Source organism: Zavarzinia aquatilis (assembly GCF_003173035.1).
Lineage (GTDB): Bacteria > Pseudomonadota > Alphaproteobacteria > Zavarziniales > Zavarziniaceae > Zavarzinia > Zavarzinia aquatilis.
The window spans coordinates 22,165-43,381 of sequence record NZ_QGLE01000017.1 but is presented as its reverse complement, the minus strand read 5'-3'; the positions used below and the strand labels follow the sequence as shown (position 1 = coordinate 43,381).

Below are 21,217 nucleotides of genomic sequence, written 5' to 3'. Positions count from 1 at the left end.
TTCACCATCCGCCGGGGGCGAGCACGGCAAGTCCCGCGGCGCCCCAGACCAGTGCCAAAAGTACCGCCGGACGCCGCGTTTCGATCAGGCCGGCCGCGGTGAAGGCCGGTGCCAGAGCCATTGCTGCCGAAACCGGGCTGCCGCCCAGGCCCTGGAGCAGGACCGCCGGAATCGGCAGCACCAACAGGGCACAGGTGGCGAGGCGCCGGCCCCGCTCATCCGGCCCCAGCGGCAGCAACGGAAGAGCCGCGATCAGAAGGGCGGCGGCAATTCCCGGCGCCGACGGGGCGGACCTTCCCCCCTGCCCCTGCATTGGAAGCTCGAAGTCCGGCAGGACGTGACTCCAGGCCAGCAGCGTGAAGATCAGCGGCAGGCCAAGCGCGGGCAGGCCCAGCAACAGAAAGGCCCCCGCCGCAGCCCGCCCCACGATCAGGGGCGCCGGCAGACAGGCGGCGAGCAGAGGCAGCGCCACGAGTGTGAAGGCATGACCCGCGGGATGGACGAGAGGCAAGGCCCCCAGCGCAAGACCGGCGCCGATCAGCGGGGTCAACTCCTGTCCTTCGGCAAGACGCAGGATCGCGAGGCCGAGGACGAGCCAGCCCAGACACAGCAGGGCTTCGGCCGGCCCGGCGGCGGCGGCGATGCCAAGCCCGGGCAACGCCAGCGCCAGCGCCCATCCCCGCGGCGCCAGTACCGCGGCGATGCCCCACCCTGCCAGGACCGACAGAGCGATGGCGACCGCCGTCGGCGCCACCTGCAGCTCAAGGTCGAGCGGCGGGGTCGCCGATGCACCGGCGAACAGCCCCTTCGCGCCCGCCGACAGGCACAGCGCGGGCACCGCCAATGAAGCGAAGATGACGTAACCCTGGCTCACGGCGGCAGATCGCGACCGGCGAGGGCGGCTCGGACCCGCCGGCTCTGGCCATGGGTGGTCTTTTCCCACAGGAAAGGCTGGCGCAGCCATTGCCACAGCGCCCGCCAGCCGGCGACCGACATCAGGGCCCAATAGGGCGTGATGGTCAGCGCCCAGGGCGCGAGCGAGAACCAGCGACGCCGGAAGGGCGCGACCAGCGCCAGGTAGAGAAACAGCGAATTGCCGCCAAGCCAGCAGCACAGGCCGGCGATCTTGACCGGCCAGGGAAACAGCGGATCGAGCCAGGCGCCGCCGCTGACCAGCCAGAGCCCCCAGGCCGCCCAGACGAGGGGGTTCAGCAAGGCCGAGGCGAAGGTTCCGGCGATGAAGGCGAGGAAACCGAAAAAGGCCCGAGGCCCCAGACGCCGCCACAGCGTGGCCGGCCGTCGCATCTGCACGGCGAAGGTCTGCATGTAGCCCTTCAGCCAGCGTGTGCGCTGACGGACCCAGACGGGCAGCCGCGTCGTCGCCTCCTCGTAGGTCGTCGAGTCGATCAGGCTGACGGTGTAACCGTGGCGGTACAGGCGGAGCCCCAGGTCGGCGTCCTCGGTGACATTGTAGGGATCCCAGGCGAAGACCGCGCGCAAGGCCTCGATGCGGAAATGGTTCGACGTTCCGCCGAGCGGAATCGCCATGCCCAGCCGGTCGAGACCGGGCAGCAGATAGTCGAACCACAGAGCGTAATCGAGGGCGAACATGCGGGTCAGCCAGTTCTCGTCGGCATTGAAGAAATTCAGCCGCGCCTGCACGCAGGCCAGTGTCGGCGGCCCGGCGACCAGGGCCGCGGCGGCGCGGCGCAGCTGATCCGATTCCGGCCGGTCCTCCGCGTCATAGATCGCGAGCAGGCGGCCCCGAGCCAAAGGCAGCGCGAAATTGCACGCCTTCGGCTTGGTGCGCGGAAAGGACGGCGGCACGGCAATCAGGTCGAACCGGTCCTCCAGTCCGAGGGCCCGGGCGGCGGCGATGGTTTCGGCATCGTCCGCCTCGAGCAGCAGCTTCACGTCGAGGAGCGCGCGCGGATAATCCAGCCGGTCGAGGGCATCCGCGAGCAGGGGCAGGATGTCCGGCTCGCGGTAGAGCGGCACCAGCACCGTGTAATGCGGAAGATCACCATCGGCCAATACCGGAGCGTCCCCCGGCGTGCCTCGCAGCCCCGCCGCCACCAACAGGGCCCGCAGCACCAGGTTGGCGAGATAGAACAGCGTGATCAAGGTCACGGCGACAAGCGCCGCGGACAGGGGGGCCGCGAATGCGAGGAGCGCCCCGGCGAGGCCGCAGGCGAAAAGGGCGGGACGAAGCCTGCCCGCCCCCCGTGTTCCTGCCGACGCCTCGGGTAGGGCAAGGCTCAGACCCTGCGTCGCCACGCGGGTCAGATCGGCGCCGAACATGTCGACGAGGGCGGCAGTCAGTCTCGGCCGTGTCGTCACCGCCAGCACCGCCGGACCGCCCGTCAGCCGCTCTGCCTGCGCCAGCGAGAAGGCATCGGGCGCGGTACAGGCCCAGACCACGGCGTCGCCGTCGCGCCGCCAGGGCATCATGCCCAGCGCGCCATAAACGGCAAGGTCGGCGAACCGGGCGAGCCCGCCATCGGGCGGTTCGGCATCATCCCCGATCAGCTCGAGGCCAAGGCCCCGCGCCAGGGTGGCGGCCAGGTCCGTCCGGGTCGCCACGCCCGGCTGAACGCCGAGCAGACAGTCGATCGCATCGGCACGATGGCGGCGGGCCGCCACGATCGCCGCCTCGCGCAGCGAGGGCGAGACCAGACCGCAGCGAACCAGATGATCGCCGCCCGGCCCCGCCAGCACGGCGGCGAAATCACGCCCTTCGGCAAGATCGCTCGGGGCCCTGCCCCGGTCGTCCGGCGCCACGTCTCAGATCGCGGCTTCGCGCCGCCGATGCCGGTGCCGCCGAAAGGCCAGGATCGCCACCGTCAGGGTCGCCGCCATCACACCCCCAGAAATCATCATGTCCCACCCCTGCGCCATGCCGATCGCCAATCCCCTTACAGCTGCATAGAATAGTATGTTACGACCTGTATTTGAAAATCGAAATGGCGCGGTCGTGCCGCCATCGGGGGCATCATGGCAGATGGGGAGCGCCGGATTCTGGTGGTCGAGGACGATGGCCCCCTGCGCGAGGAATTGCTGCAGGGCTTGGCCGCGTCCGGGTTCGCGGCCTCGGGCCTGGGCGACGGCGCGGCGGCGGCCCTGTCGGCCACCGAGGCGCCGCCCGATGCGCTGCTGCTCGATATAGAAATTCCGGCGCTGGACGGCCTTCGTCTTGCCCAGGTGATGCAGGCGCTGCAACCGCGCACGCGCATCGTCGTCATGAGCGGTCATCACTACCTGCGACTTGCCGCCCGCGATCTGCTGGGGCCGGATGTTGCCGTCCTGCCCAAGCCCTTCGACCTCGATCAGTTGCTCGCCCGTCTTGCCTGATACCGCTTCAGAAGCGCAGCCACAGGCCGAGAATGGCACCCAGCTCCGCCGGCACGCCGGCCCCGGCATAGGTGTAGACAGCACCGGTCTGCAGCGACACCCCGTCCCCCAGATCCATCACGGTCGAGGGCTGGAGCTGATGCTTGCGCCGATGCGGCGCCCCCAGCGGCCAGGTATTGAACAGCTGCACCAGCATAAGGTCGCCATCGTCGACCCGGAAGCCGAGGGTGATATCGTTTTCGATATGCGCCCCCCGCCCGCCCTCGGGCACGCGGGGCCCCCATTCGACGACGGTAAAGCCCGCGACCTCGGTACGTTCGTCGAAAGGATTGTCGAAACCGAAGGCGAAGCCATGGCCCCAGAGGAGGCGGATTTCCCCCTCGATCTCGCCCTGGCCGAGCTGGCTGCCCCGCTCGCCGCTCGCCAGCGGCAGGCGGATCAGGGGCTGTACCGAGACGACATCCGGCCCCTCGGCCAGCAGGCGCTGGCGCAGGCCGAGGCTGAGGGTCGATGGCCCCTCGGTGCTGACGTCAGCGGTCTCGAACCGGGTCCAGACCGGCTGCAGGATCAGGGTCCGCGTCTCGTCGAGACCGTATTGGGCATAGATCGAGACCTCGCGCTTGCGGCTGCCGTCCGCAAGACGGGACGCGCCCGCCCCGTCGAAACGGCGGTCGGCGCTCTTCAGGGTGAAGCTGACGATGGCGAGGCCTTCGCCCGGGCGCTCGGTCCAGGCGGCGGCGGCAGGCGGGGGCGCGGCCAGCGCCGCGCCGAGGACGAGGCAAGCGGCCCCGACCCTCACGCGGCCGAGCGCAGCGCCAGCCAGTCGGCGGCGATGGTCCAGGTCGTCACCGGTGCCTTCGATCCGGCGAAGACGCCGGCGTGGCCGCCCGGGGCCTCGGCGAACTGCTTGTCGGCGGCGGGCACCACCTCCATCACCTTGCGCGCGGCATCCAGGGTGACGATCTGGTCGGTCTTGCCGGCGATGGCGAGATAGGGACAGGTGATGGCCGAGAAATCGCTGGTCACACCATCCGCCAGCTCGATCCTGCCCTTGGCCAGCGCGTTGTCGAGGCCGACGCGGACGACGAAATCCTTCACGATGCCGCCCGGATAGGCGTGCATGTCGTTGAACCATTTCGCGACGGTGCGGTTTTCCCGCAGATATTCCCGGTCCCACAGGTTCATCAGGAGGTCGGCGTAACCCTGAATGACACCGACCGGGTTGGACAGCTTGAAGATATTGCTGGCCATCCAGCCCGGCATCATCAGGCGCTTCGCGCTGATCTTGTCGATGCGGAAGGGGGTCAGGCGGCGGATCAGGCGGATCGGCACCTGCATCGCCTCGACGAGGCCGCCGGCCATGCCGACCGCGGTCGAGTCGATGGGCGCGGCGATGGTCACGATGTTGCGGATGTCCAGATCGGCCGCCCAGCCCTGATAGACGAGGGTGAACAGCCCGCCCATGCAGTAGCCGAGCAGGGAAAGCTGGCGCCCGCCATGATGGTCGCGCAGGGCGGCGATGGCGTCGGGCAGCATCCGCGCGGCATAGTCGGCGAGGCCGTAATCGGCATGGCGGGTCTTGGGCGAGCCGAAATCGACCAGATAGACCTTGAAGCCCTTGGCCAGCAGGAATTTCACCAGCGAGCGGTTAGGCAGAAGATCGAAATTCAGCGGGTCGGCCGCCAGCGGCGGCACCAGCAGGACGGGAATCGGATGCCGCGCCGTCGCCACCGGCATGGTCTCGCCGCCGACCTCGATCTCGCTGTCCTTCAGCGGCGGGTAATAGCGCAGGGTCATCAGGCCATTGCGCGCCACGACGTCATAGGGCGTCTGTTCCGAGACGTCGAAATTCTCGGCGAACAGGGTCGTCTCGACCGCGTTGCTGATCCATTGCACCGCGCGTTCGCCCGCGAAACTCGAAAACCGCACCATCCGGTCCAGCACCATGCCTTGCCACCTCGGCCAGAGACGCGGGCCCCGCCCCGCCGCGTATTCCCATGACACAACTGAACAATCCCGGCTTATCGCGCGCCCTCGCCCTTTGCAAGGCTCGTCCCACCCATATAGGGGATCACGCGCGCCCCGATGAATGCCGATGCTCCCCCGAAACAGGGAGGAGACACATGCGCGAGAATATCGAGTTCAGGACGGAAGACGGCGTCACCCTGCGAGGCTGGTTCTATCCGGCGCAAGGGGTCGCGGGTCCGGCGCCGACGATCGTCATGGCCCACGGCTTTTCGGCGGTGCGCGAGATGCATCTCGACGATTTCGCCGAGTATTTCTCGCGCCACGGTCTCGCCTGCCTGGTCTACGACCACCGCAACCTGGGCGCGAGCGACGGCAGCCCGCATGGCCATGTCGATCCGGTCGCCCAGATCAGGGGTTACCGCGACGCCATCAGCCATGCCGAGACCCTGCCGGGCGTCGATCCGGCGCGGATCGGCATCTGGGGCTCGTCCTATTCCGGCGGCCATGTCCTCGTCGTCGCCGCCATCGACCGGCGGGTGAAGGCCGTCGTCTCGCAGGTGCCGCTGGTCGGCGGTCTGGAAGCGGCCCGGCGCCTGATCCGGGGCGATTACTGGGCGGGCCTGCGCGCCAATTTCGACGCCGACCGCCGGGCGCGGCTGCAGGGCGCGGCGCCGGCCATGATCCCCGTCGTCGACGAAGGGAACGGCCCCAGCGCCCTGCCCACGCCCGACAGCTGGGCCTTCTTCGACAATCACCGCCGCACGCACCCGGACACCACCTGGGTCAATGCGGTCACCCTGCATTCGGTGGAGCTGTTCGCCGAATACGAACCCTGGCCCCATATCCCGCGCATCGGCCCGACGCCGCTGATGATGGTGGTCGCCCGCGACGATCATCTGACGCCGGCGGACATGACCCTCGCCGCCTATGAGACCGCGCTCGAGCCGAAGTCGCTGCTGGTCCTGCCCTGCGGCCATTTCGATGCCTATACGGGCGCGATGTTCGCGCGCTCCGCCCCCGCGCAGGCGGACTGGTTCAGCCGTCACCTCTGAGCTTCGCGCGCAAGGTTTCGATCCGGGCCAGCCGCGCCTTCAGGCGGGGCTGGGCCAGTTCGCTGACCCGGGCGATCAGCGCCTCGCCCAGGGTCAGCAGGGCGGCCGCCGAATCCCAGGTCCCCTCCATGCCGATCTCGGCCGCGAGGGTGATGCGGGCATGGGCGGCGGCCGGGGCCGACAGGCTGTCGGTCATCAGGATGACCTCGGCGCCCTGCTCGGCGGCGGCGGCGGCGAAGCGCACCAGATCCGGCTGGTAACGCCGGATGTCATAGACGACGACGATATCCTGCCGGCCGATGTCGGCGAGGCGGTCGGCCCAGGCCAGCGCCTGCGCATCCGGGCGCAGCACATTGCCCCGGATGATGTCGAGATGCAGCGCCATCAGATGGGCGAGGGTCTGGGTGAAGCGGCCGCCGACGAGTTGCAGCCGGCGCTTCGGCTCGGCCAGCAGGCGCGCCGCCCTCTCGAAATCCGCGCGCGAGAGCTGGGCGAAGGTCGAGGCGACATTCTCGGCCGCGCGGGCGGCGAAACGGTCGAGGAAATCATGGACGCGCGAGCCCTTGGAGGTCGCGGTCAGCCGGTCGAGGGGCGAGGGCAGGCCCATCGCCACCTCGTGCTTCAGCGCCGCCTGGAAGGCGCCATAGCCCGGAAAACCCAGCTTGGCCAGCAGGCGCAGCACCGATTGCGGGCTGACCCCGGCGCCCCGGGCGAAGGCGCCCATGGAGCCGAGGCCGGCGATCGGATAGGTCGCCGCCAGATGGCCGGCCGCCCGCGCTTCCCGCGGGGTCAGCGATGGCATGGAGCGATGAATGCGGTCGAGCACCGTCTCATGGGCGGGGCGACGGCGGGCGGGGGCTGCTTTCGTCATGTTTCCGTCCTCCATCCTGCCGGAGCGGGACTTCCGCCGTCAAAAAAAAGTCGCTGTCGATTTTGGACAGATCGTTCCGTCATTGACAGACTTCAACAGCTTTGGAACGCTCATTCAAAATACGACAGGTGAAAACGCCTGCCAGGGAAGTGGCTTCGTCGATTGTGATTTCGCAACATGTGCGGGGAAGTGCAATCATGTCAGGTCCGTCTGAAGGCTATAGCGCGTCCGAACATCACAAGGATGTTCAGGTCTTGCACAGCATGGGCTACGCCCAGGAGCTGGAAAGGCGCATGAGCGCCTTTTCCAATTTCGCCATCTCCTTCTCGATCATCTGTATCCTGGCGGGTGGCATCACCGCCTTCCAGCTCGGCTTCTCCGCGGGGGGCGGGGCGGCCATCGGCATCGGCTGGCCGCTGTCCTGCGCCTTTTCGCTGATCGTCGCGGCGTCCATGGGCCAGATCGCCTCCGCCTATCCGACGGCGGGCGGCCTCTACCACTGGGCCTCGATCCTCGGCGGCCGGGGCTGGGGCTGGGCCTGCGCCTGGATCAACCTGCTCGGCCTCGTCTTCGTCGTCGCCTCGGTCGACGTCGGCGTCTGGCTGCTGTTCAAGGATCTCGTGCTCGGCGGCGTCTTCGGCGTCGATGTCTCGGGCTTCGGCCTCACGCACCAGATCATCGCGGTGGCGCTGATCCTCGCCAGCCAGGCCCTGTTCAATCACATCGGCATCCGCGCGACGACGATCCTGACCGATTTCTCGGGCTATCTCATCCTCGTCGTCGCCATCGTGCTGACCGCGGCCCTGCTGTTCTCGGCGCCGTCGATCGACATCGGCCGGCTGTTCACCTTCACCAACAACACGGGCGATGCCGGCGGCGGCGTCTGGCCGATGACGGGCTCGGCCATCATGGCCTTCGGCATCGGCATGTTGCTGCCCGCCTATACGGTCACCGGCTTCGACGCCTCGGCCCATACCTCGGAAGAGACACGCTCGGCCCAGACCAGCGTGCCGCGCGGTATGCTCGCCTCGGTGTTCTGGTCGTTCCTGTTCGGCTATTTCATGATCTGCTCCTTCGTGCTGGCCATGCCGGACACGACGGAAGGCGCCAAGCAGGGCCTGAACGTCATCTTCTGGACCATCGACGGCTCGGGCATTCCGGGGCCGCTGAAGGACATCCTCTATATCGGCATCGTCGCGGCGAATTATCTCTGCGCCCTCGCCGGCATGACCTCCTTCTCGCGCATGATCTTCGCCTTCGCGCGCGACGGCGGCCTGCCCAAGGTGCTGGCCAAGGTCAGCCCCACCTACCGGACCCCGGTGCAGGCGGTGTGGACGGCGGCGGTGCTCGCCTTCGTCTCGACGCTCTATTCGCCCGCCTTCGCCGCGCTGGCCGCGGGCTGCGCCGTGTTCCTCTATCTCTCCTATGCGATGCCGATCGGTGCCGGCCTCCTCGCCGAGGGCAAGAGCTGGACGACCTTCGGGCCGTTCCGTCTCGGCATCTTCTCGAAGCCTTTCGCGGCGATCACCGTGCTCTTCGCGCTTGGCCTCACCTTCCTCGGCCTGCAGCCGCCGAACGACATCCTGATCAATTACGGGCTTGGCATCCTGGTGCTGCTCGTGTTCGGCTGGTTCGTGATCGAGCGCAAGCGCTTCAAGGGTCCGCCCGTCGGCGACGTGATCAAGAAGCGCCTCGCCGACATCAAGGCGGCGGAAGCCGCGGTGGGTGAAAAGGGCTAGGCCCCTTCGCCTTCAAAGACGACGCGCACCCCCGGGCCGCTCGACCGGCCCGGGGTCACAATGAAAATAAAAAGGGAGGATGGTTGCCATGCAGCCAGGTGACGTCGCGTCCATCAGGGATGCGCGGGCGATCGTCGACGAACGCGGCCTTAGCCACATCAAGGTCGGCGTGTTCGATACCGATGGCATCATGCGCGGCAAATACATGTCGCGGGACAAGTTCTTCTCGGCCCTCGACAACGGCTTCGGCTTCTGCGACGTCGTGCTGGGCTGGGATTCCAACGACCAGCTCTATGACAACACCAGTTACACCGGCTGGCACACCGCCTATCCGGACGCGCCGGTGCGCATCCTGCCCGAGACCTGCCGGCCGGTGCCGGGGGAAGGCGACATGCTGCTGTTCCTCGGCGAATTCGCCGAAGGGGCGGAGGCGGTCTGCCCGCGCGGCGCCCTGCGCCGTGTGCTGGCGCGCGCCGCCGGCATGGGGATGAAGGTGACGGCGGCGGCCGAATTCGAGTTCTTCGTCTTCGACGAGACACCGCATTCGGTGCGCGAGAAACACTATCGCGGCCTTCGCACCCTCACCCCCGGTTTCTTCGGCTACTCCATGCTGCGTGCCGCCGCCCAGTCGGATTTCTACGAAGGCCTGCTGGCGCAATGCGAGGCGATGCGCATCCCCATCGAAGGCCTGCACACCGAAACCGGGGCCGGCGTCCTCGAGGCCGCGATCACCTATTCGGACGCGCTCGAAGCCGCCGACCGGGCGGCCCTGTTCAAGACCTTCACCAAGATCTTCGCCCAGCGCCGCGACCTGATGGCGACCTTCATGGCCAAATGGTCCCACGACTGGCCGGGGCAATCGGGCCATCTCCACGTCTCGCTGCAGGGGCGGGACGGCAAACCGCTGTTCCACGACGAGCGCCAGCCGCACAACATGTCCGACACCATGCGCTGGTTCGTCGGCGGCCAGCAGGCGCTGATGCCCGAATTCCTGTCCATGGTCGCCTGCACCGTGAACAGTTACACAAGGCTGATCCCCGGCTTCTGGGCGCCGACCGACGCGACCTGGGGGGTGGAGAACCGCACCTGCGCGCTGCGCGTCATCCCCGGCAGCCCGAAGAGCCAGCGGGTCGAATACCGGGTGGCGGCAGCGGACATCAATCCCTATATCGCCCTCGCCGCCGCCATCGGCTCCGGCCTGTGGGGGATCGAGCACCGGATCGAGCCGGACGCCCCCATCGTTGGCAATTCCTATGCGGTGAAACATGCCGCGAGGCGCCGGCTGCCCCGCTCGCTCGGCGAGGCGGCGGCACGGCTCGCCCGCTCGAAGCCGGCGCGCGAGTTGTTCGGCGATGCCTTCGTCGAGCATTACGTCGCGACCCGCGACTGGGAGGAGCGGGAGGCCCGCCGCGCCATCACCGACTGGCAGCTGGCCCGCTATTTCGAGATCATCTGAAGGATCGGCCATGCTGAAGACCGTCAGTCCTGTCGACGGGCGCGTGCTCGTCGAACGCCCCCTCGCCACCGGCGCCCGGATCGAAACCGTGCTGGACGCCGCCCATGGCGCCGCCCCGCGCTGGGCCGCCACCCCGCTCGCCACCCGGCTGCGCCTCGTCTCCGCCCTCGTCGATCACCTCGTCGCGGCGGGGCCGCAGATCGCGCCCGAGATCACCTGGCAGATGGGACGCCCGATTTCCCAGACCCCGGGCGAGGTCCGCGGGCTGGAGGAGCGGGCGCGCTTCATGCTGGGCATCGCGGAAGAGGCGCTGGCCCCCGTCGATCCCGGGCCGAAGCCGGGCTTTGCCCGCGCGGTGAAACGGGTGCCGCTCGGCGTCGTCGCGGTCGTGACGCCATGGAATTACCCTTACCTGACCGCGATCAACGCCATCGTGCCCGCCCTCGCCGCCGGCAATGTGGTGATCCTCAAGCACAGCCACCAGACCCCGCTGGTCGCCGACCGCTTCCAGGCCGCGGCCGATGCCACCGGCCTGCCGCCGGGCGTGTTCCAGCATCTCGACCTGTCCCATGGCGATACCGCGAAGCTGATATCCGACCGGCGTATCGCCCATGTCTGCTTCACCGGTTCCGTCTCCGGCGGCCATGCCGTCGTCCGCGCGCTGGACGGCGGTTTCGCCACCGCGGGGCTGGAGCTGGGCGGCAAGGATCCGGCCTATGTCCGGGCCGACGCCAACCTCGCCCACGCCATCGAGAATATCGCCGACGGCATCTTCTTCAATTCGGGGCAGAGCTGCTGCGGCATCGAACGGGTCTATGTCCACGACCGCCTCTTCGACGCCTTCGTCGAGGGGGTCGTCGCCTTCGCCAGGGGATATCGCCTCGGCGATCCGACCGACCCGGCGACCAATCTCGGCCCCATGGTCCGGGCGGGTGCCGCCGATTTCGTCCGCGCCCAGGTCGCCGAGGCGGTGGCGCAGGGGGCCCGCGCCCTGGTCGACCCGAAGGGTTTCGCTGCCGACAAGGCGGGCACGCCCTATCTCGCGCCGCAGGTTCTCGTCGATGTCGACCACACCATGCGCGTGATGACCGAGGAGACTTTCGGCCCGGTCGCCGGGATCATGAAGGTCTCGTCCGACGAGGAAGCCATCGCCCTGATGAACGACAGCCCCTATGGCCTGACCGCCGCGATCTGGACCATGGACGCGGGCGCGGCCGAGGCCATCGGCGACCGTCTGGAGACGGGCACCGTCTTCATGAACCGCTGCGATTACCTCGACCCCGCCCTGGCCTGGACCGGGGTGAAGGACACCGGGCGCGGCGCCACCCTGTCGCGCGTCGGCTACGAACATCTGACCCGGCCGAAGAGCTTCCACCTGCGCACCGCCCTGTGAAGGACGACCGATCATGACCGCCCCCCTGAAAGGCGCCTGGAACTATCCGACCCGCATCCTCGCCGGCCCCGGGCGCATCGCCGAACTGGCCGAGGCCTGCCGCGGCGCCGGCATCGCGAGGCCCCTGTTCGTCACCGACAAGGGCCTGGAGAACAGCGCCATCGCCGCCCGGGCGATGGAGGTCTTGCACGCCGGCGGCCTTTCCCCCGGTTTCTACGCCGACATCCGCTCCAACCCGATCGAAGCCAATCTCGACCATGGCCTCGCGCTCTACCGGGCGGGCGGCCATGACGGTGTCGTCGCCTTCGGCGGCGGCTCCGCCCTCGACGTCGCCAAGCTGATCGCCTTCATGTCGGGGCAAAGCCGACCGGTGTGGGATTTCGAGGATGTGGGCGACTGGTGGACTCGGGCCGATCCGGCCGGCATCGCCCCCGTCATCGCGGTGCCGACAACCGCCGGCACCGGCTCCGAGGTCGGGCGCGCCGCCGTGCTGACCGACGGCAAGGCCGGGGTGAAGAAGATCATCTTCCACCCGAAGATGCTGCCCGTCCTCGTCATCGAGGACCCGGAGCTGACCATCGGCCTGCCGCCCCATATCACCGCCTGGACCGGGCTCGACGCCTTCACCCATTGTTTCGAGGCCTATTGCGCGCCGGGCTTCCACCCGATGGCCGACGGCATCGCCCTCGAGGGGATGCGCATCGTGAAGGATTACCTGCCGCGCGCCTTCGCCACCGGCGGCGATATCGAGGCGCGGGGCCAGATGCTGGCCGCCGCGACCATGGGCGCGACCGCCTTCCAGAAGGGTCTGGGCGCCACCCATTCCATCGCCCATCCCCTCGGCGTCGTCTACGACACGCCCCATGGCCTCGCCAATGCGGTGCTGCTGCCCTATGTCATGATGTTCAACCGCCCGGCGATCGAGGCGCGGATGCCCCTGCTCGGCCGGGTGCTCGGCCTGTCGCGGCCGGATTTCGCCGGCGTGCTCGACTGGCTGCTGAGCTTCCGCCGCCAGCTCGGCATTCCTGCCATGCTCGGGGAACTTCAGGTCGGCCTCGACCGGGCGGGCGAGATCGGCATCATGGCGGAACACGACCCCTCGACCGGCACCAATCCGCGCCCGGCCAAGGCGGCGGACATGGAGCGGATTTTCCGGGCGGCGGTGACGGGTGACCTCGCCGCCGCCTCGGGCTGACGAAAGGACAAGCCATGGCGGTCTCGGCGCTGCGCCTCCTGGTGGTCGAGGGCAACACGGCGGCAGGGCGCGCCCGGGCCATCGCTTCCGGCGGCAGCGCCTCGGGCGAATCCTACGCCGGGGTGCTGCGCGCCCTCGCCCCCGATGCCGAGGTCGATATCTGCTATCCCGCCGATGCGGGCGCCAATCTGCCGGGCGAAGCCGAACTCGCCACCTATGACGGCATCGCCATCACCGGCTCCGCCCTCAATGTCTATGACGGCGGGCCGGCGATCGAGCCGCAGGTCGAGCTCGTGCGCGCCGGCTTTCGCGCGGGCACGCCCATGTTCGGCTCGTGCTGGGGGCTGCAGGTGGCGACGGTCGCCGCCGGGGGCAGCGTCCGCGCCAATCCGAAGGGGCGGGAGATCGGCATCGCCCGCAAGATCCTGGTGAACGAGACAGGCAGCCGTCATCCGCTGCTGGCCGGGCGCCCCGCCTGTTACGACGCGCTCTGCGTCCATCTCGACGAGGTGGAGACGCCGCCGCCGGGCATGACCGTCCTCGCCGGCAATGCGATCAGCGAGGTGCAGGCGGCCGAAATCCGTCATGACAAGGGCATCTTCTGGGGCGTGCAGTATCACCCGGAATATTCCTTCGGCGAGATGGCGGCGGTGCTGCGCCGCTATGGCCCGCCGATGATCGCGGGCGGCTTCGTGCGCGATCAGGCCGAGCTCGACGGGGTGATCGCCCTTTACGACGGGCTGGAAGCCGACCCTGCCGACAGCACCCTCGCCTGGCGCCTCGGCGTCGATGGCGACGTGCTGGACAAGGCGCGGCGCTGGCGCGACATCGCCAACTGGATCGAGCATCTGGTCCGGCCGATGCAGACCGTCCGTCCGGGCAGGGTCGATCCGCGGGCAAAAGCGCCCTAACGGCGCTTTTCTGTGGGATAGGTATATTCGATGGTCGGCCCTGGACGAGGCCGGGGCGGGGCCGCCGTGGGCGCCGTGGCGGCAGATGCCGGAGCGGGCGCGCTTTCCGCCGGGCTGTCGCCGCCGAGGAAATCGACCAGCCGGTCGAGGAGATCGCGGTCCTCGCTGGACGGGGCGTCCGGCAGCGGCGTCGCCGCCGTGCCCGCCAGCGCCTCGGTCATGAAATCTTTCCAGATATGGGCCGGCAGGCCGCCGCCGGTGACCTTGATCATCGGCGTGCCGTCGTCATTGCCGACCCAGACCCCGGCGACCAGGCTGCCGGTGATGCCGACGAACCAGGCGTTGCGGTAATCCTGGCTGGTGCCGGTCTTGCCCCCGGCCGGCCGGCCGAGCTGGGCCGAACGGCCGCTGCCGCCATTGATCACGGCGGCGAGCAGACGGTTCATCTGACCGACCACCTGAGCCGACAGCAGGGGTGCCGCCGCCGGCCGCTCGCGCGAGAAGATGATGCCGCCGTCATCGCCCCGCACCTCGCGGATGCCATAGGCCTCGGCCGAACGTCCGCCGTTGGCGAGCACGGCATAGGCCGCCGTCAATTCGAGCGGTGTCACCTCGGCGCTGCCGAGGGCGATGGACGCATTGGCCGGAATGGGGCTGGAAATGCCGAGGCGCTGGGCCATCTGCACCACTTTCCGCGCGCCCACCCGGGCCAGCAGCCGCACCGAGACAGTGTTGAGCGAGCGGGCGAAGGCCGTGGTCAGGCTGACGTCGCCGGCATAGCCACCCTCGAAATTGGTCGGCCGGTAGCCGGCGATATCGACCGGCCCGTCGTTGACGATGGTATCGGGCGCGAAGCCCGCCTCGAGCGCGGCGAGATAGACGAAGAGCTTGAAGGCCGAACCGGGCTGGCGCAGCGCCCGCACCGCGCGGTTATAGGGCGAGGCGGAATAGTTCCGCCCGCCGACCATGGCCCGCACCGCGCCATCGGGGGCGAGCGCCACCAGCGCGCCCTGCCCGGCGTCGAGCTTCAGCCCCTCGCCGTCGAGCCCGGCGTCGAGCGCCCGCTCCGCCGCCTGCTGCAGGCGGCGGTCGAGGGTCGTATAGACCGTCAGGTCGCCCGCCTCGGGCCCGGCGAAATCCGCCACCTGTTCGACCACCCAGTCGACGAAATAGCGCGCGTCGTTGCTGAAGGGCCGGGCGGCCAGCCGCGCCGGCATGGCCTTGGCCGCCGCCGCCTGATCGGCGGTGATGAATTCCGCCTCGACCATGGCGTCGAGCACGAGGGCGGCCCGCGCCGTCGCCGCGCCATAATCGGCGAGCGGGGAATAGCGCGACGGCGCCTTCATCAGGCCAGCCAGCATCGCCGCCTCGGCCAGCGACATCTGGCGCGCCGAATGGCCGAAATAGCGCCGCGCCGCGCCGTCCATGCCGTAAGCGCCGGAGCCGAGATAGACCCGGTTGAGATAGAGCGCGAGGATATCGTCCTTGCTGAGCCGGCCTTCCAGCCGCAGGGTCAGGATCGCCTCCTGCACCTTGCGGCGGATCGAGCGTTCGGGCGACAGGAAGACAGTCTTCACCGTCTGCTGGCTGATGGTCGAGCCGCCCTGTTCCAGCCCGCCGGCCAGAATATTGTGCACCATCGCCCGCAGGATGCCGATGGGATCGAAACCGCCATGGTCGTAGAAGCGCCGGTCCTCGATCGCCAGCACGGCCTTGACCAGGACGTCCGGATATTGCGCCAGCGGCAGGGCATCGCCATAGAGATCGCCCACGGTCGCGACCGTCGCGCCGTCGGCCGAGACGACCTTGATCGCCGGGCGCCGGTCGATATCGTTCAATCGGCTCATCGACGGGATGTCCCAGGCGAACCAGGCCAGCAGCACGGCGAAGACGACGACGCTCCACACCCCGGCGACCGCCAGCCAGTAGAGCGGCCCCCGCTTCGGTCCCCCGCCCTTGCCCTTCCTTCCCGATCCGCCCGAGGAGGGGGCGGCGGACGTGTCGCGCCGGTCCAGCCGGTCGACGCGCGGCGCCGGCCGGGGAGAGTTCCCCGCCTTTTTTGTTCCGCTTTGGTTCACGCCGGCCATGGCACACCATAGGGGTGATTCGGCTCCCGGTGAATCCGCAATCTGCACCGGCAGGCGATCACAGCGACCACATCAGGCCGAAGGGCAAGGGCGTCCACCAGCCGAGCCTGACCCCCGCATCGCGCAGGCGGCGCCCCGCCCATTCGTTGCAGGTCAGCACCAGCGAATAGCGCCCCACCCCCTCGTAGAACGCATCGGACGGACCATAGCGGCGGCCGGGAATCGGCCGGGGCCGGCCCTTCTCGTCGGTCGCGAAGCCGGCCTTCAGCCCCGCGACCAGCCGGGCATGGGCGGCGGCATCGAGGCGCAGGCTGCGCACCGCATCCCCCGGCATCGGCGTGCCATACCACAGCGTGGCGTGGACGAGGCTGCCGCGCGAGGCGAAGAGGGCGCGCAGGGCCGCCGCCGGCGTCAGGTCCGACCAGCGCGGCGTGTTCAGATAGAAATCGCGGTCGCCCCAACCGAAGCCGACATAGGCCGCCAGGAAGGGGTTGCCTTCCGGAAAATCCTCGGGCCGCAGCCAGTCGCTCCAGTCCATCGCGGGCGTGCGCAGGGGCACCAGGATGTCGACATGGGCACCGTTCGAGACGACGAAGACCGTCGCCGTCGCCGGCCCTTCCGCCACCCGCCCGCCCGACAGGGGCAGGGCGCCGGCCAGCGCCGCCAGCAGATAGAGCAGCGGCGGCGCCAATGGGGTGAGCAGCAGCGCGAGCCATGGCCGCAGCCGGCGCCGGCCCACGCTCAGCCCCCCTGCCCGACGAGTCCGGCGGCGATATTGACCATGAGCGCGAGAATCAGCGTGTTGAAGAAGAAGGCGATGATGCCATGGACCAGCACGGTCCGCCGCAGGCGCCGGCTGTTGACCACCACGTCCGAGACCTGCGCCGTCAGGCCGACGACGACGGAGAAATAGAGGAAGTCGAAATAATCCGGCTTCTCGCCCCCGGGGAAGGCCAGCGGCGGGTCGCTGCTGACCGCCGCGTAATAGGCGTGGGCGTAATGCACGGCGAACAGCATGTGCAGCATGATGAAGGTCGACAGGATGGTCCAGAACACCAGAGCGAAGTCGATCAAGCTGCCCGCGCCCTGACCGATGCGCGCGACCCGCAGGAAATCGACCAGGGCGGCGACGATGGCGCCGGTGCCGATCAGCGCCAGCAGCACGATCACCCATTGGCGGACGTCGTGGATGCGCGCGCGGCGCCGGATATCCGCCTCGGTCGCGCGGACCATCATCGCCCCCGTCGCCACCAGATAGACGAAAAGCCCGGAATTCCAGGCGACGACCGGGCGCAGCCCCTCGGGCAGGTCCTGCGGCAGCAGAAGGAAGCCGACGCCGACCACGAATCCCGCGAGCAGGAACCTCGGCCGCCCCAACGTCAGCCGGCTCAGTCTCGAGCGCATGAATTCCCTCTCCTTCCTCACCCGCACTGCTAACACTCGCTTAACAAGGTTCACGGCACTATGGCCAAGTTACGGCCGGGAAAGAGACAATGGCCAGCAAGGGACCACCGCATTGGCTGCGGTTGGTGAAGGCGCCCGTCATGATCGTCAACGCCACCGGCGACATCCTCGTCGCGGCGAATGCCGGGGCACGCCGTATCCTGATGCTGCCCGCCGATCTGGCCCTGCCCTGCCCGCTCGACATGGCGATCGGCGACGAAGCGAGCGAGAGCTTGCACGCGGCGGCGGCCCGGCGCCTCGAATTCCGTCTGGTGCTGACCTGCCGGACCCGGGGCGGCTTCCGCAGCCTCTGCTTCGACGCCGAGCCCTGCGCCGAAGGCTTCACCGTGACCCTCGGCCACCCCGTCCCCGACGAACGCACCTGGCTCGAAAGTCTCGAGGAGGTCGCCGCCGGCCTGCCCATCGGCCTCGAAATCTACGACCGCGACTTCCGCCCGCTGCTGTGCAACGAAGTCTCGGACCATTTCTTCAATTATCCCGGCATCCGCATGGACCATCACGACGACTGGTGGTCCATCGGCTTTCCCGACGAGGACGACCGCCGCCACGCCTTCATCGAATGGCAGGAGCGGATCGCCGAGGCGCGCGAGGACCAGAGCCGGTCGCGCTCCGCCGAGTGGAAGGTGCGCTGCGCCGACGGGCTCGACCGCCATTTCGAGTTCCGCTTCCGCTTCGTCGGCGATCTCTACACCGTCGTGTTCTGGGACGTGACCGAACGCCGCCGGCTCGAGGAGGAATGGCGCGAGTTCGCCTGCACCGATGTCCTGACCGGCCTGTGCAATCGCCGCCATTTCTTCGAGCAGGGCGAAATCATGCGCCGGAATACGGACCTCGGGCACGAGGACCTGTCGCTGCTGATGATCGACATCGACCATTTCAAGGCGATCAACGACCAGCACGGTCACGCCGTGGGCGATCATGTGCTGCGCGTCGTCGCCGACCGCTGCAGCAAGGCCTTGCGTCTCGGCGATCTGATCGCCCGTATCGGCGGCGAGGAATTCGCCGTCCTGCTGCCCTCGACCGGGTCGGCCGAATCGGCGAACATCGCCCTGCGGCTGAACCGGGTCGTCGCCGATTACCCCATCGAATGCGGGTCCGTCGTCGTCGACGCCCGCATCAGTGTCGGCGGCGCGACCCGCACGCATCAGGGCGAGCCGCTGGAAAGCCTGCTCGACCGTGCCGACCGCGCGCTCTACGCGGCCAAGAGCAACGGCCGCAACCGGGTCGAATTCTCAGGCTGACGCCGGCAGCGGCAGCCCATAGATGCGGCAGGCATTGCCGAAGGCGATGGCGCGCGCGATCTGCTCCGCCCGCTGGGGCAGAAGATCGCCGCGGGCGATCCAGCCCGCCAGCACCTCGGCCAGGGCATCGCGGAACAGGCGCGCGCCCATGTAATGCAGCTCGGCGAGGCCGAAGGCGTCCGAGCTGTAGACCTGCTTGTGGAAGGGCGCCAGCTCCATCATCTCGGCGACCACCCGGGGCGCCGAGGCGCCGGTGAAATTCTGGCTGACCCCCGTATCGACATAGACGTTGGAGAAAACTTCGGCGAGCCAGGCCGCCTCGCGCAGGAACGGCCAGCAGTGCAGCAGGGTGATGGTAACGCCCATGGTCTCCATCGCCTCGATGAAGGGCAGGAACACCGTGGGGTCGCATTTCGGCATCATCACGTCGCGGTCGCCGAAGCCGACGTGCAGCTGCATTGGAAAGCCCCTGTCCCGGCACAGGCGGGCACCGACATAAAGCCCGTGGCGGATCAGCACCGCGTTTTCCAGCCGCCGCGCCTCGCCGCTGTCGAGCTGGCGCAGCCACAGGTCGCCCGCGGCATCGACCTCCGCCTCGGCCGGCTCGGACTGGTCGATGTCGAAGGTGGTGCGATAGGCGACGATGGACTTGAGGCCGACCGCCCCGGCCGACCGCTCGGCCAGCCTCTCCTCGAAGGCCTTGCGCAGTTCGGCGCCGCTGGCGGGTTTCCGCCGCGCCACTTCCTCCATCACCGCCTCGATGCGCACCACCTCGCGCGATGGAACGCCGCTGATCGCGGTCATGCGCGCGGGATCGAAAATCGCGTCGGAACGGTGGCCGGTGTCGATCAGCAGGGTGTCGACGCCATTGGCGCCGATCAGCCGGCGCGAGACCTCCTCGAAACCGAGGGTGCGGCGGATTTCCAGGTAATCGCCCGGCTCGGCATGGGGCGCGAGGCCGAGCACCGGCGGGCAATGGCGCAGCAGGGCAAGGCCCAGCGGTTTGTCGAACTGGCTGCAGCCCGGCACCGGGCGATGGCCCTCGCTCATCAACGCCTCGAAACCGGGCCGGTCGAGATCGCGGGCGACGACGCCGTGGCAATGATGGTCGATAAGCGGCAGCGCGCCGACGAAATCCTTCATGACCTGACCCTCAATAGGCGTTGCGATAACGGGCGAACAGCGAGGCCTCGTCGCTCTCGCGGGCCATCGCCGCCTCCCAGCGTTTCAGCCGGCCGTAGACCTCGAAGAGCGTGGGCGAGAACCAGCCTTTCGCGATGTCGTCGGCTTCGAGCGCGTCGAGCGCGGCATCGAGCGATTGCGGCAGCGGCACGATACCGAGGGCGTCCCGCTCGTCGCCGGTCATGTCGGCCGGGTCGCGGTCGATCGCGGGCGGCAGCGGCAGGTTGCGCCGGATGCCGTCGAGCCCGGCGAGAACGAGCACGCCGAGCGCGAGATAGGGCGAGGCGCAGCCGTCCGACGGGCGATATTCGATGTTCCACCCCTTGCGCCGCCGCGCCGGATCGGGCGAGGGCGAGGGCGCGACCCGCAGCGCCGCCTCCCGGTTCTGCAGGCCGATGGCCTTGAAGCCGCAGCTCCAGGCATGGGGGGTCAATCGGTAATAGGACACCGGCGTCGGCGCCGTGATCGCGACGAGCGCCTCGAGATGGGCAAGAATGCCGGCGCAGAACGCCGAAGCCGCCGCCGACAGGCCGAGAGCATCGGAAGGGTCGTGGGTGACATTCCCGCCGCTGGTCGCGTCGACCAGGCTGAAATGGATGTGGGCGCCATTGCCGACCGCGCCGGGCGCCGGCTTCGGCGTGAAGCTGACCCGCGCGCCATGATCGGCGGCGACGGCGCGAATGATTTCCCGCGCCTTCAGCACCGCGTCGGCGGCGGCGACGCCAATGTCCGGCGCGCAGGCGATCTCGTATTGCGAGGCGCCATATTCCGGCTCCAGGCTTTCGGGTGTAACCCCGGCGGCGCGCAAAGCCGCGCAGCAGGCCTGCAGGAAACCATTGCCGCGCCTCGCGGCGGCGAAGGAAAAGCCGGCTTCGACCGGGCTCGGCGCGTCGAGGGTGAATTCATGCTCGAAACTGGCGCAGAAGCCGAGACCGGTTTCCGCCCGCAGGGCTTCGAGGGCGCGGCGGTAGAAACTGCGGGGGCAGCAATCCCAGTCCTCGGTCACCGAAGCCCGGGAATCGCAGATCACCGCCGACCAGCCCTCGCCCGTGGGGCCGCGATAGTCGAAGGCACTGGCCATGTCCGGGATCTGGCGCGCCTCGTCCATCGGCCCCCAGGGATTGTCGACGATACTGTCGAAAGCGGTCAGGGCCTGCCCGGCGCAGGCCCAGCCGAGGCCGGCCTCCCGTTTGCCGGGGAGATCGGCGGTGGGCACGCCCCGCGTCCGGGTGACACCGACGAGATCGTTCCACAGAAGATAGGTGATCGCTTCTCGCGTCATGCCGCGCCTCCTGGTAACGCGCCGG

At 69.0% G+C, this 21,217-nt stretch carries 18 protein-coding genes; 8 read left to right on the top strand and 10 right to left on the bottom strand.

Annotated elements, in window-relative coordinates:
- Nucleotide 1: 1 nt before the first annotated feature.
- Nucleotides 2–874, bottom strand: coding sequence for a hypothetical protein (locus DKG74_RS20040; protein ID WP_109907957.1), 873 nt, complete (start codon nt 872–874; stop codon nt 2–4).
- Entirely contained in the window at nt 871–2,781 is a 1,911-nt protein-coding gene (locus tag DKG74_RS20035) for a glycosyltransferase family 2 protein (protein ID WP_109907956.1), read from the bottom strand. Before DKG74_RS20035 ends, DKG74_RS20040 begins: the two co-directional genes overlap by 4 nt.
- Before the next feature lie 213 nt (nt 2,782–2,994).
- Between DKG74_RS20035 and DKG74_RS20030 the strand changes: the two genes are divergently transcribed.
- The gene (locus tag DKG74_RS20030; protein WP_109907955.1) at nt 2,995–3,351 is read left to right on the top strand and encodes a response regulator; all 357 of its coding nucleotides are present in this window, start codon (nt 2,995–2,997) and stop codon (nt 3,349–3,351) included.
- Nucleotides 3,352–3,358: 7 nt separating this feature from the next.
- Here the strand turns inward: DKG74_RS20030 and DKG74_RS20025 are convergent, their stop codons facing one another.
- Together DKG74_RS20025 and DKG74_RS20020 are read right to left on the bottom strand one after the other, a co-directional pair.
- Nucleotides 3,359–4,150, bottom strand: a complete 792-nt coding sequence (locus DKG74_RS20025; protein WP_109907954.1) for a hypothetical protein — start codon at nt 4,148–4,150, stop codon at nt 3,359–3,361.
- On the bottom strand, nt 4,147–5,298 hold the full coding sequence (locus DKG74_RS20020; RefSeq protein WP_109907953.1) for an alpha/beta fold hydrolase: 1,152 nt from the start codon (nt 5,296–5,298) through the stop codon (nt 4,147–4,149). The genes DKG74_RS20025 and DKG74_RS20020 overlap by 4 nt, the downstream gene beginning before the upstream one ends.
- A 176-nt stretch (nt 5,299–5,474) precedes the next feature.
- On the opposite strand from DKG74_RS20020, the gene DKG74_RS20015 reads away from it, so the two are divergent.
- Entirely contained in the window at nt 5,475–6,371 is an 897-nt protein-coding gene (locus tag DKG74_RS20015; RefSeq protein WP_109907952.1) for an alpha/beta hydrolase, read from the top strand.
- On the opposite strand, the gene DKG74_RS20010 is transcribed toward DKG74_RS20015, so the two are convergent.
- Complete coding sequence (locus DKG74_RS20010; protein WP_165837776.1) at nt 6,355–7,242, bottom strand: MurR/RpiR family transcriptional regulator; 888 nt, start codon at nt 7,240–7,242, stop codon at nt 6,355–6,357. The genes DKG74_RS20015 and DKG74_RS20010 overlap by 17 nt on opposite strands.
- Nucleotides 7,243–7,439: 197 nt before the next feature.
- On the opposite strand from DKG74_RS20010, the gene DKG74_RS20005 reads away from it, so the two are divergent.
- The 5 genes from DKG74_RS20005 to DKG74_RS19985 all read left to right on the top strand — a co-directional run bounded on the left by DKG74_RS20005 (nt 7,440) and on the right by DKG74_RS19985 (nt 13,936).
- The gene (locus tag DKG74_RS20005) at nt 7,440–8,981 is read left to right on the top strand and encodes an amino acid permease (protein ID WP_109907950.1); all 1,542 of its coding nucleotides are present in this window, start codon (nt 7,440–7,442) and stop codon (nt 8,979–8,981) included.
- An 88-nt stretch (nt 8,982–9,069) separates the two neighbouring features.
- The gene (locus DKG74_RS20000; RefSeq protein ID WP_109907972.1) at nt 9,070–10,437 is read left to right on the top strand and encodes a glutamine synthetase family protein; all 1,368 of its coding nucleotides are present in this window, start codon (nt 9,070–9,072) and stop codon (nt 10,435–10,437) included.
- Nucleotides 10,438–10,447: 10 nt separating this feature from the next.
- Nucleotides 10,448–11,830: an aldehyde dehydrogenase family protein gene (locus tag DKG74_RS19995; protein ID WP_109907949.1), complete on the top strand. Its 1,383-nt coding sequence runs from the start codon at nt 10,448–10,450 to the stop codon at nt 11,828–11,830.
- A gap of 13 nt (nt 11,831–11,843) precedes the next feature.
- Entirely contained in the window at nt 11,844–13,025 is a 1,182-nt protein-coding gene (locus tag DKG74_RS19990; protein ID WP_109907948.1) for an iron-containing alcohol dehydrogenase, read from the top strand.
- 14 nt (nt 13,026–13,039) lie between these two features.
- Nucleotides 13,040–13,936 carry a type 1 glutamine amidotransferase gene (locus DKG74_RS19985; RefSeq protein WP_109907947.1) on the top strand — a complete coding sequence of 299 codons (897 nt, stop codon included), beginning with the start codon at nt 13,040–13,042 and terminating at the stop codon, nt 13,934–13,936.
- Here DKG74_RS19985 and DKG74_RS19980 read toward each other — a convergent pair.
- The 3 genes from DKG74_RS19980 to DKG74_RS19970 are packed head-to-tail and all read right to left on the bottom strand — an operon-like array spanning nt 13,933 to nt 17,427.
- Complete coding sequence (locus DKG74_RS19980) at nt 13,933–16,023, bottom strand: transglycosylase domain-containing protein (RefSeq protein ID WP_109907946.1); 2,091 nt, start codon at nt 16,021–16,023, stop codon at nt 13,933–13,935. The genes DKG74_RS19985 and DKG74_RS19980 overlap by 4 nt on opposite strands.
- Before the next feature lie 58 nt (nt 16,024–16,081).
- On the bottom strand, nt 16,082–16,762 hold the full coding sequence (locus DKG74_RS21880) for a TIGR02117 family protein (RefSeq protein WP_165837775.1): 681 nt from the start codon (nt 16,760–16,762) through the stop codon (nt 16,082–16,084).
- Nucleotides 16,763–16,764: 2 nt separating this feature from the next.
- Nucleotides 16,765–17,427: a DUF1345 domain-containing protein gene (locus DKG74_RS19970; RefSeq protein WP_109907945.1), complete on the bottom strand. Its 663-nt coding sequence runs from the start codon at nt 17,425–17,427 to the stop codon at nt 16,765–16,767.
- An 89-nt stretch (nt 17,428–17,516) separates the two neighbouring features.
- Here DKG74_RS19970 and DKG74_RS19965 point away from each other — a divergent pair, with 89 nt between their 5' ends.
- Complete coding sequence (locus DKG74_RS19965) at nt 17,517–18,728, top strand: GGDEF domain-containing protein (protein ID WP_109907944.1); 1,212 nt, start codon at nt 17,517–17,519, stop codon at nt 18,726–18,728.
- On the opposite strand, the gene DKG74_RS19960 is transcribed toward DKG74_RS19965, so the two are convergent.
- A complete protein-coding gene (locus DKG74_RS19960) occupies nt 18,720–19,871 on the bottom strand; it encodes an amidohydrolase family protein (protein WP_109907943.1) in 1,152 nt (383 codons plus the stop codon). The genes DKG74_RS19965 and DKG74_RS19960 overlap by 9 nt on opposite strands.
- A gap of 10 nt (nt 19,872–19,881) precedes the next feature.
- Entirely contained in the window at nt 19,882–21,192 is a 1,311-nt protein-coding gene (locus DKG74_RS19955) for a type I glutamate--ammonia ligase (protein ID WP_165837774.1), read from the bottom strand.
- Between the last annotated feature and the right edge of the window lie 25 nt (nt 21,193–21,217).

What these genes read in the sequence shown, in the direction of transcription:
- DKG74_RS20020 (WP_109907953.1), bottom strand. Translation starts at nt 5,298, where the DNA reads ATGGTGCTGGACCGGATGGTGCGGTTTTCGAGTTTCGCGGGCGAACGC.
- DKG74_RS20010 (WP_165837776.1), bottom strand. Translation starts at nt 7,242, where the DNA reads ATGACGAAAGCAGCCCCCGCCCGCCGTCGCCCCGCCCATGAGACGGTG.
- DKG74_RS19965 (WP_109907944.1), top strand. Translation starts at nt 17,517, where the DNA reads ATGGCCAGCAAGGGACCACCGCATTGGCTGCGGTTGGTGAAGGCGCCC.
- DKG74_RS19970 (WP_109907945.1), bottom strand. Translation starts at nt 17,427, where the DNA reads ATGCGCTCGAGACTGAGCCGGCTGACGTTGGGGCGGCCGAGGTTCCTG.
- DKG74_RS19980 (WP_109907946.1), bottom strand. Translation starts at nt 16,023, where the DNA reads ATGGCCGGCGTGAACCAAAGCGGAACAAAAAAGGCGGGGAACTCTCCC.
- DKG74_RS20005 (WP_109907950.1), top strand. Translation starts at nt 7,440, where the DNA reads ATGTCAGGTCCGTCTGAAGGCTATAGCGCGTCCGAACATCACAAGGAT.
- DKG74_RS19990 (WP_109907948.1), top strand. Translation starts at nt 11,844, where the DNA reads ATGACCGCCCCCCTGAAAGGCGCCTGGAACTATCCGACCCGCATCCTC.
- DKG74_RS19960 (WP_109907943.1), bottom strand. Translation starts at nt 19,871, where the DNA reads ATGAAGGATTTCGTCGGCGCGCTGCCGCTTATCGACCATCATTGCCAC.
- DKG74_RS20015 (WP_109907952.1), top strand. Translation starts at nt 5,475, where the DNA reads ATGCGCGAGAATATCGAGTTCAGGACGGAAGACGGCGTCACCCTGCGA.
- DKG74_RS19955 (WP_165837774.1), bottom strand. Translation starts at nt 21,192, where the DNA reads ATGACGCGAGAAGCGATCACCTATCTTCTGTGGAACGATCTCGTCGGT.
- DKG74_RS19985 (WP_109907947.1), top strand. Translation starts at nt 13,040, where the DNA reads ATGGCGGTCTCGGCGCTGCGCCTCCTGGTGGTCGAGGGCAACACGGCG.
- DKG74_RS20000 (WP_109907972.1), top strand. Translation starts at nt 9,070, where the DNA reads ATGCAGCCAGGTGACGTCGCGTCCATCAGGGATGCGCGGGCGATCGTC.
- DKG74_RS20030 (WP_109907955.1), top strand. Translation starts at nt 2,995, where the DNA reads ATGGCAGATGGGGAGCGCCGGATTCTGGTGGTCGAGGACGATGGCCCC.
- DKG74_RS19995 (WP_109907949.1), top strand. Translation starts at nt 10,448, where the DNA reads ATGCTGAAGACCGTCAGTCCTGTCGACGGGCGCGTGCTCGTCGAACGC.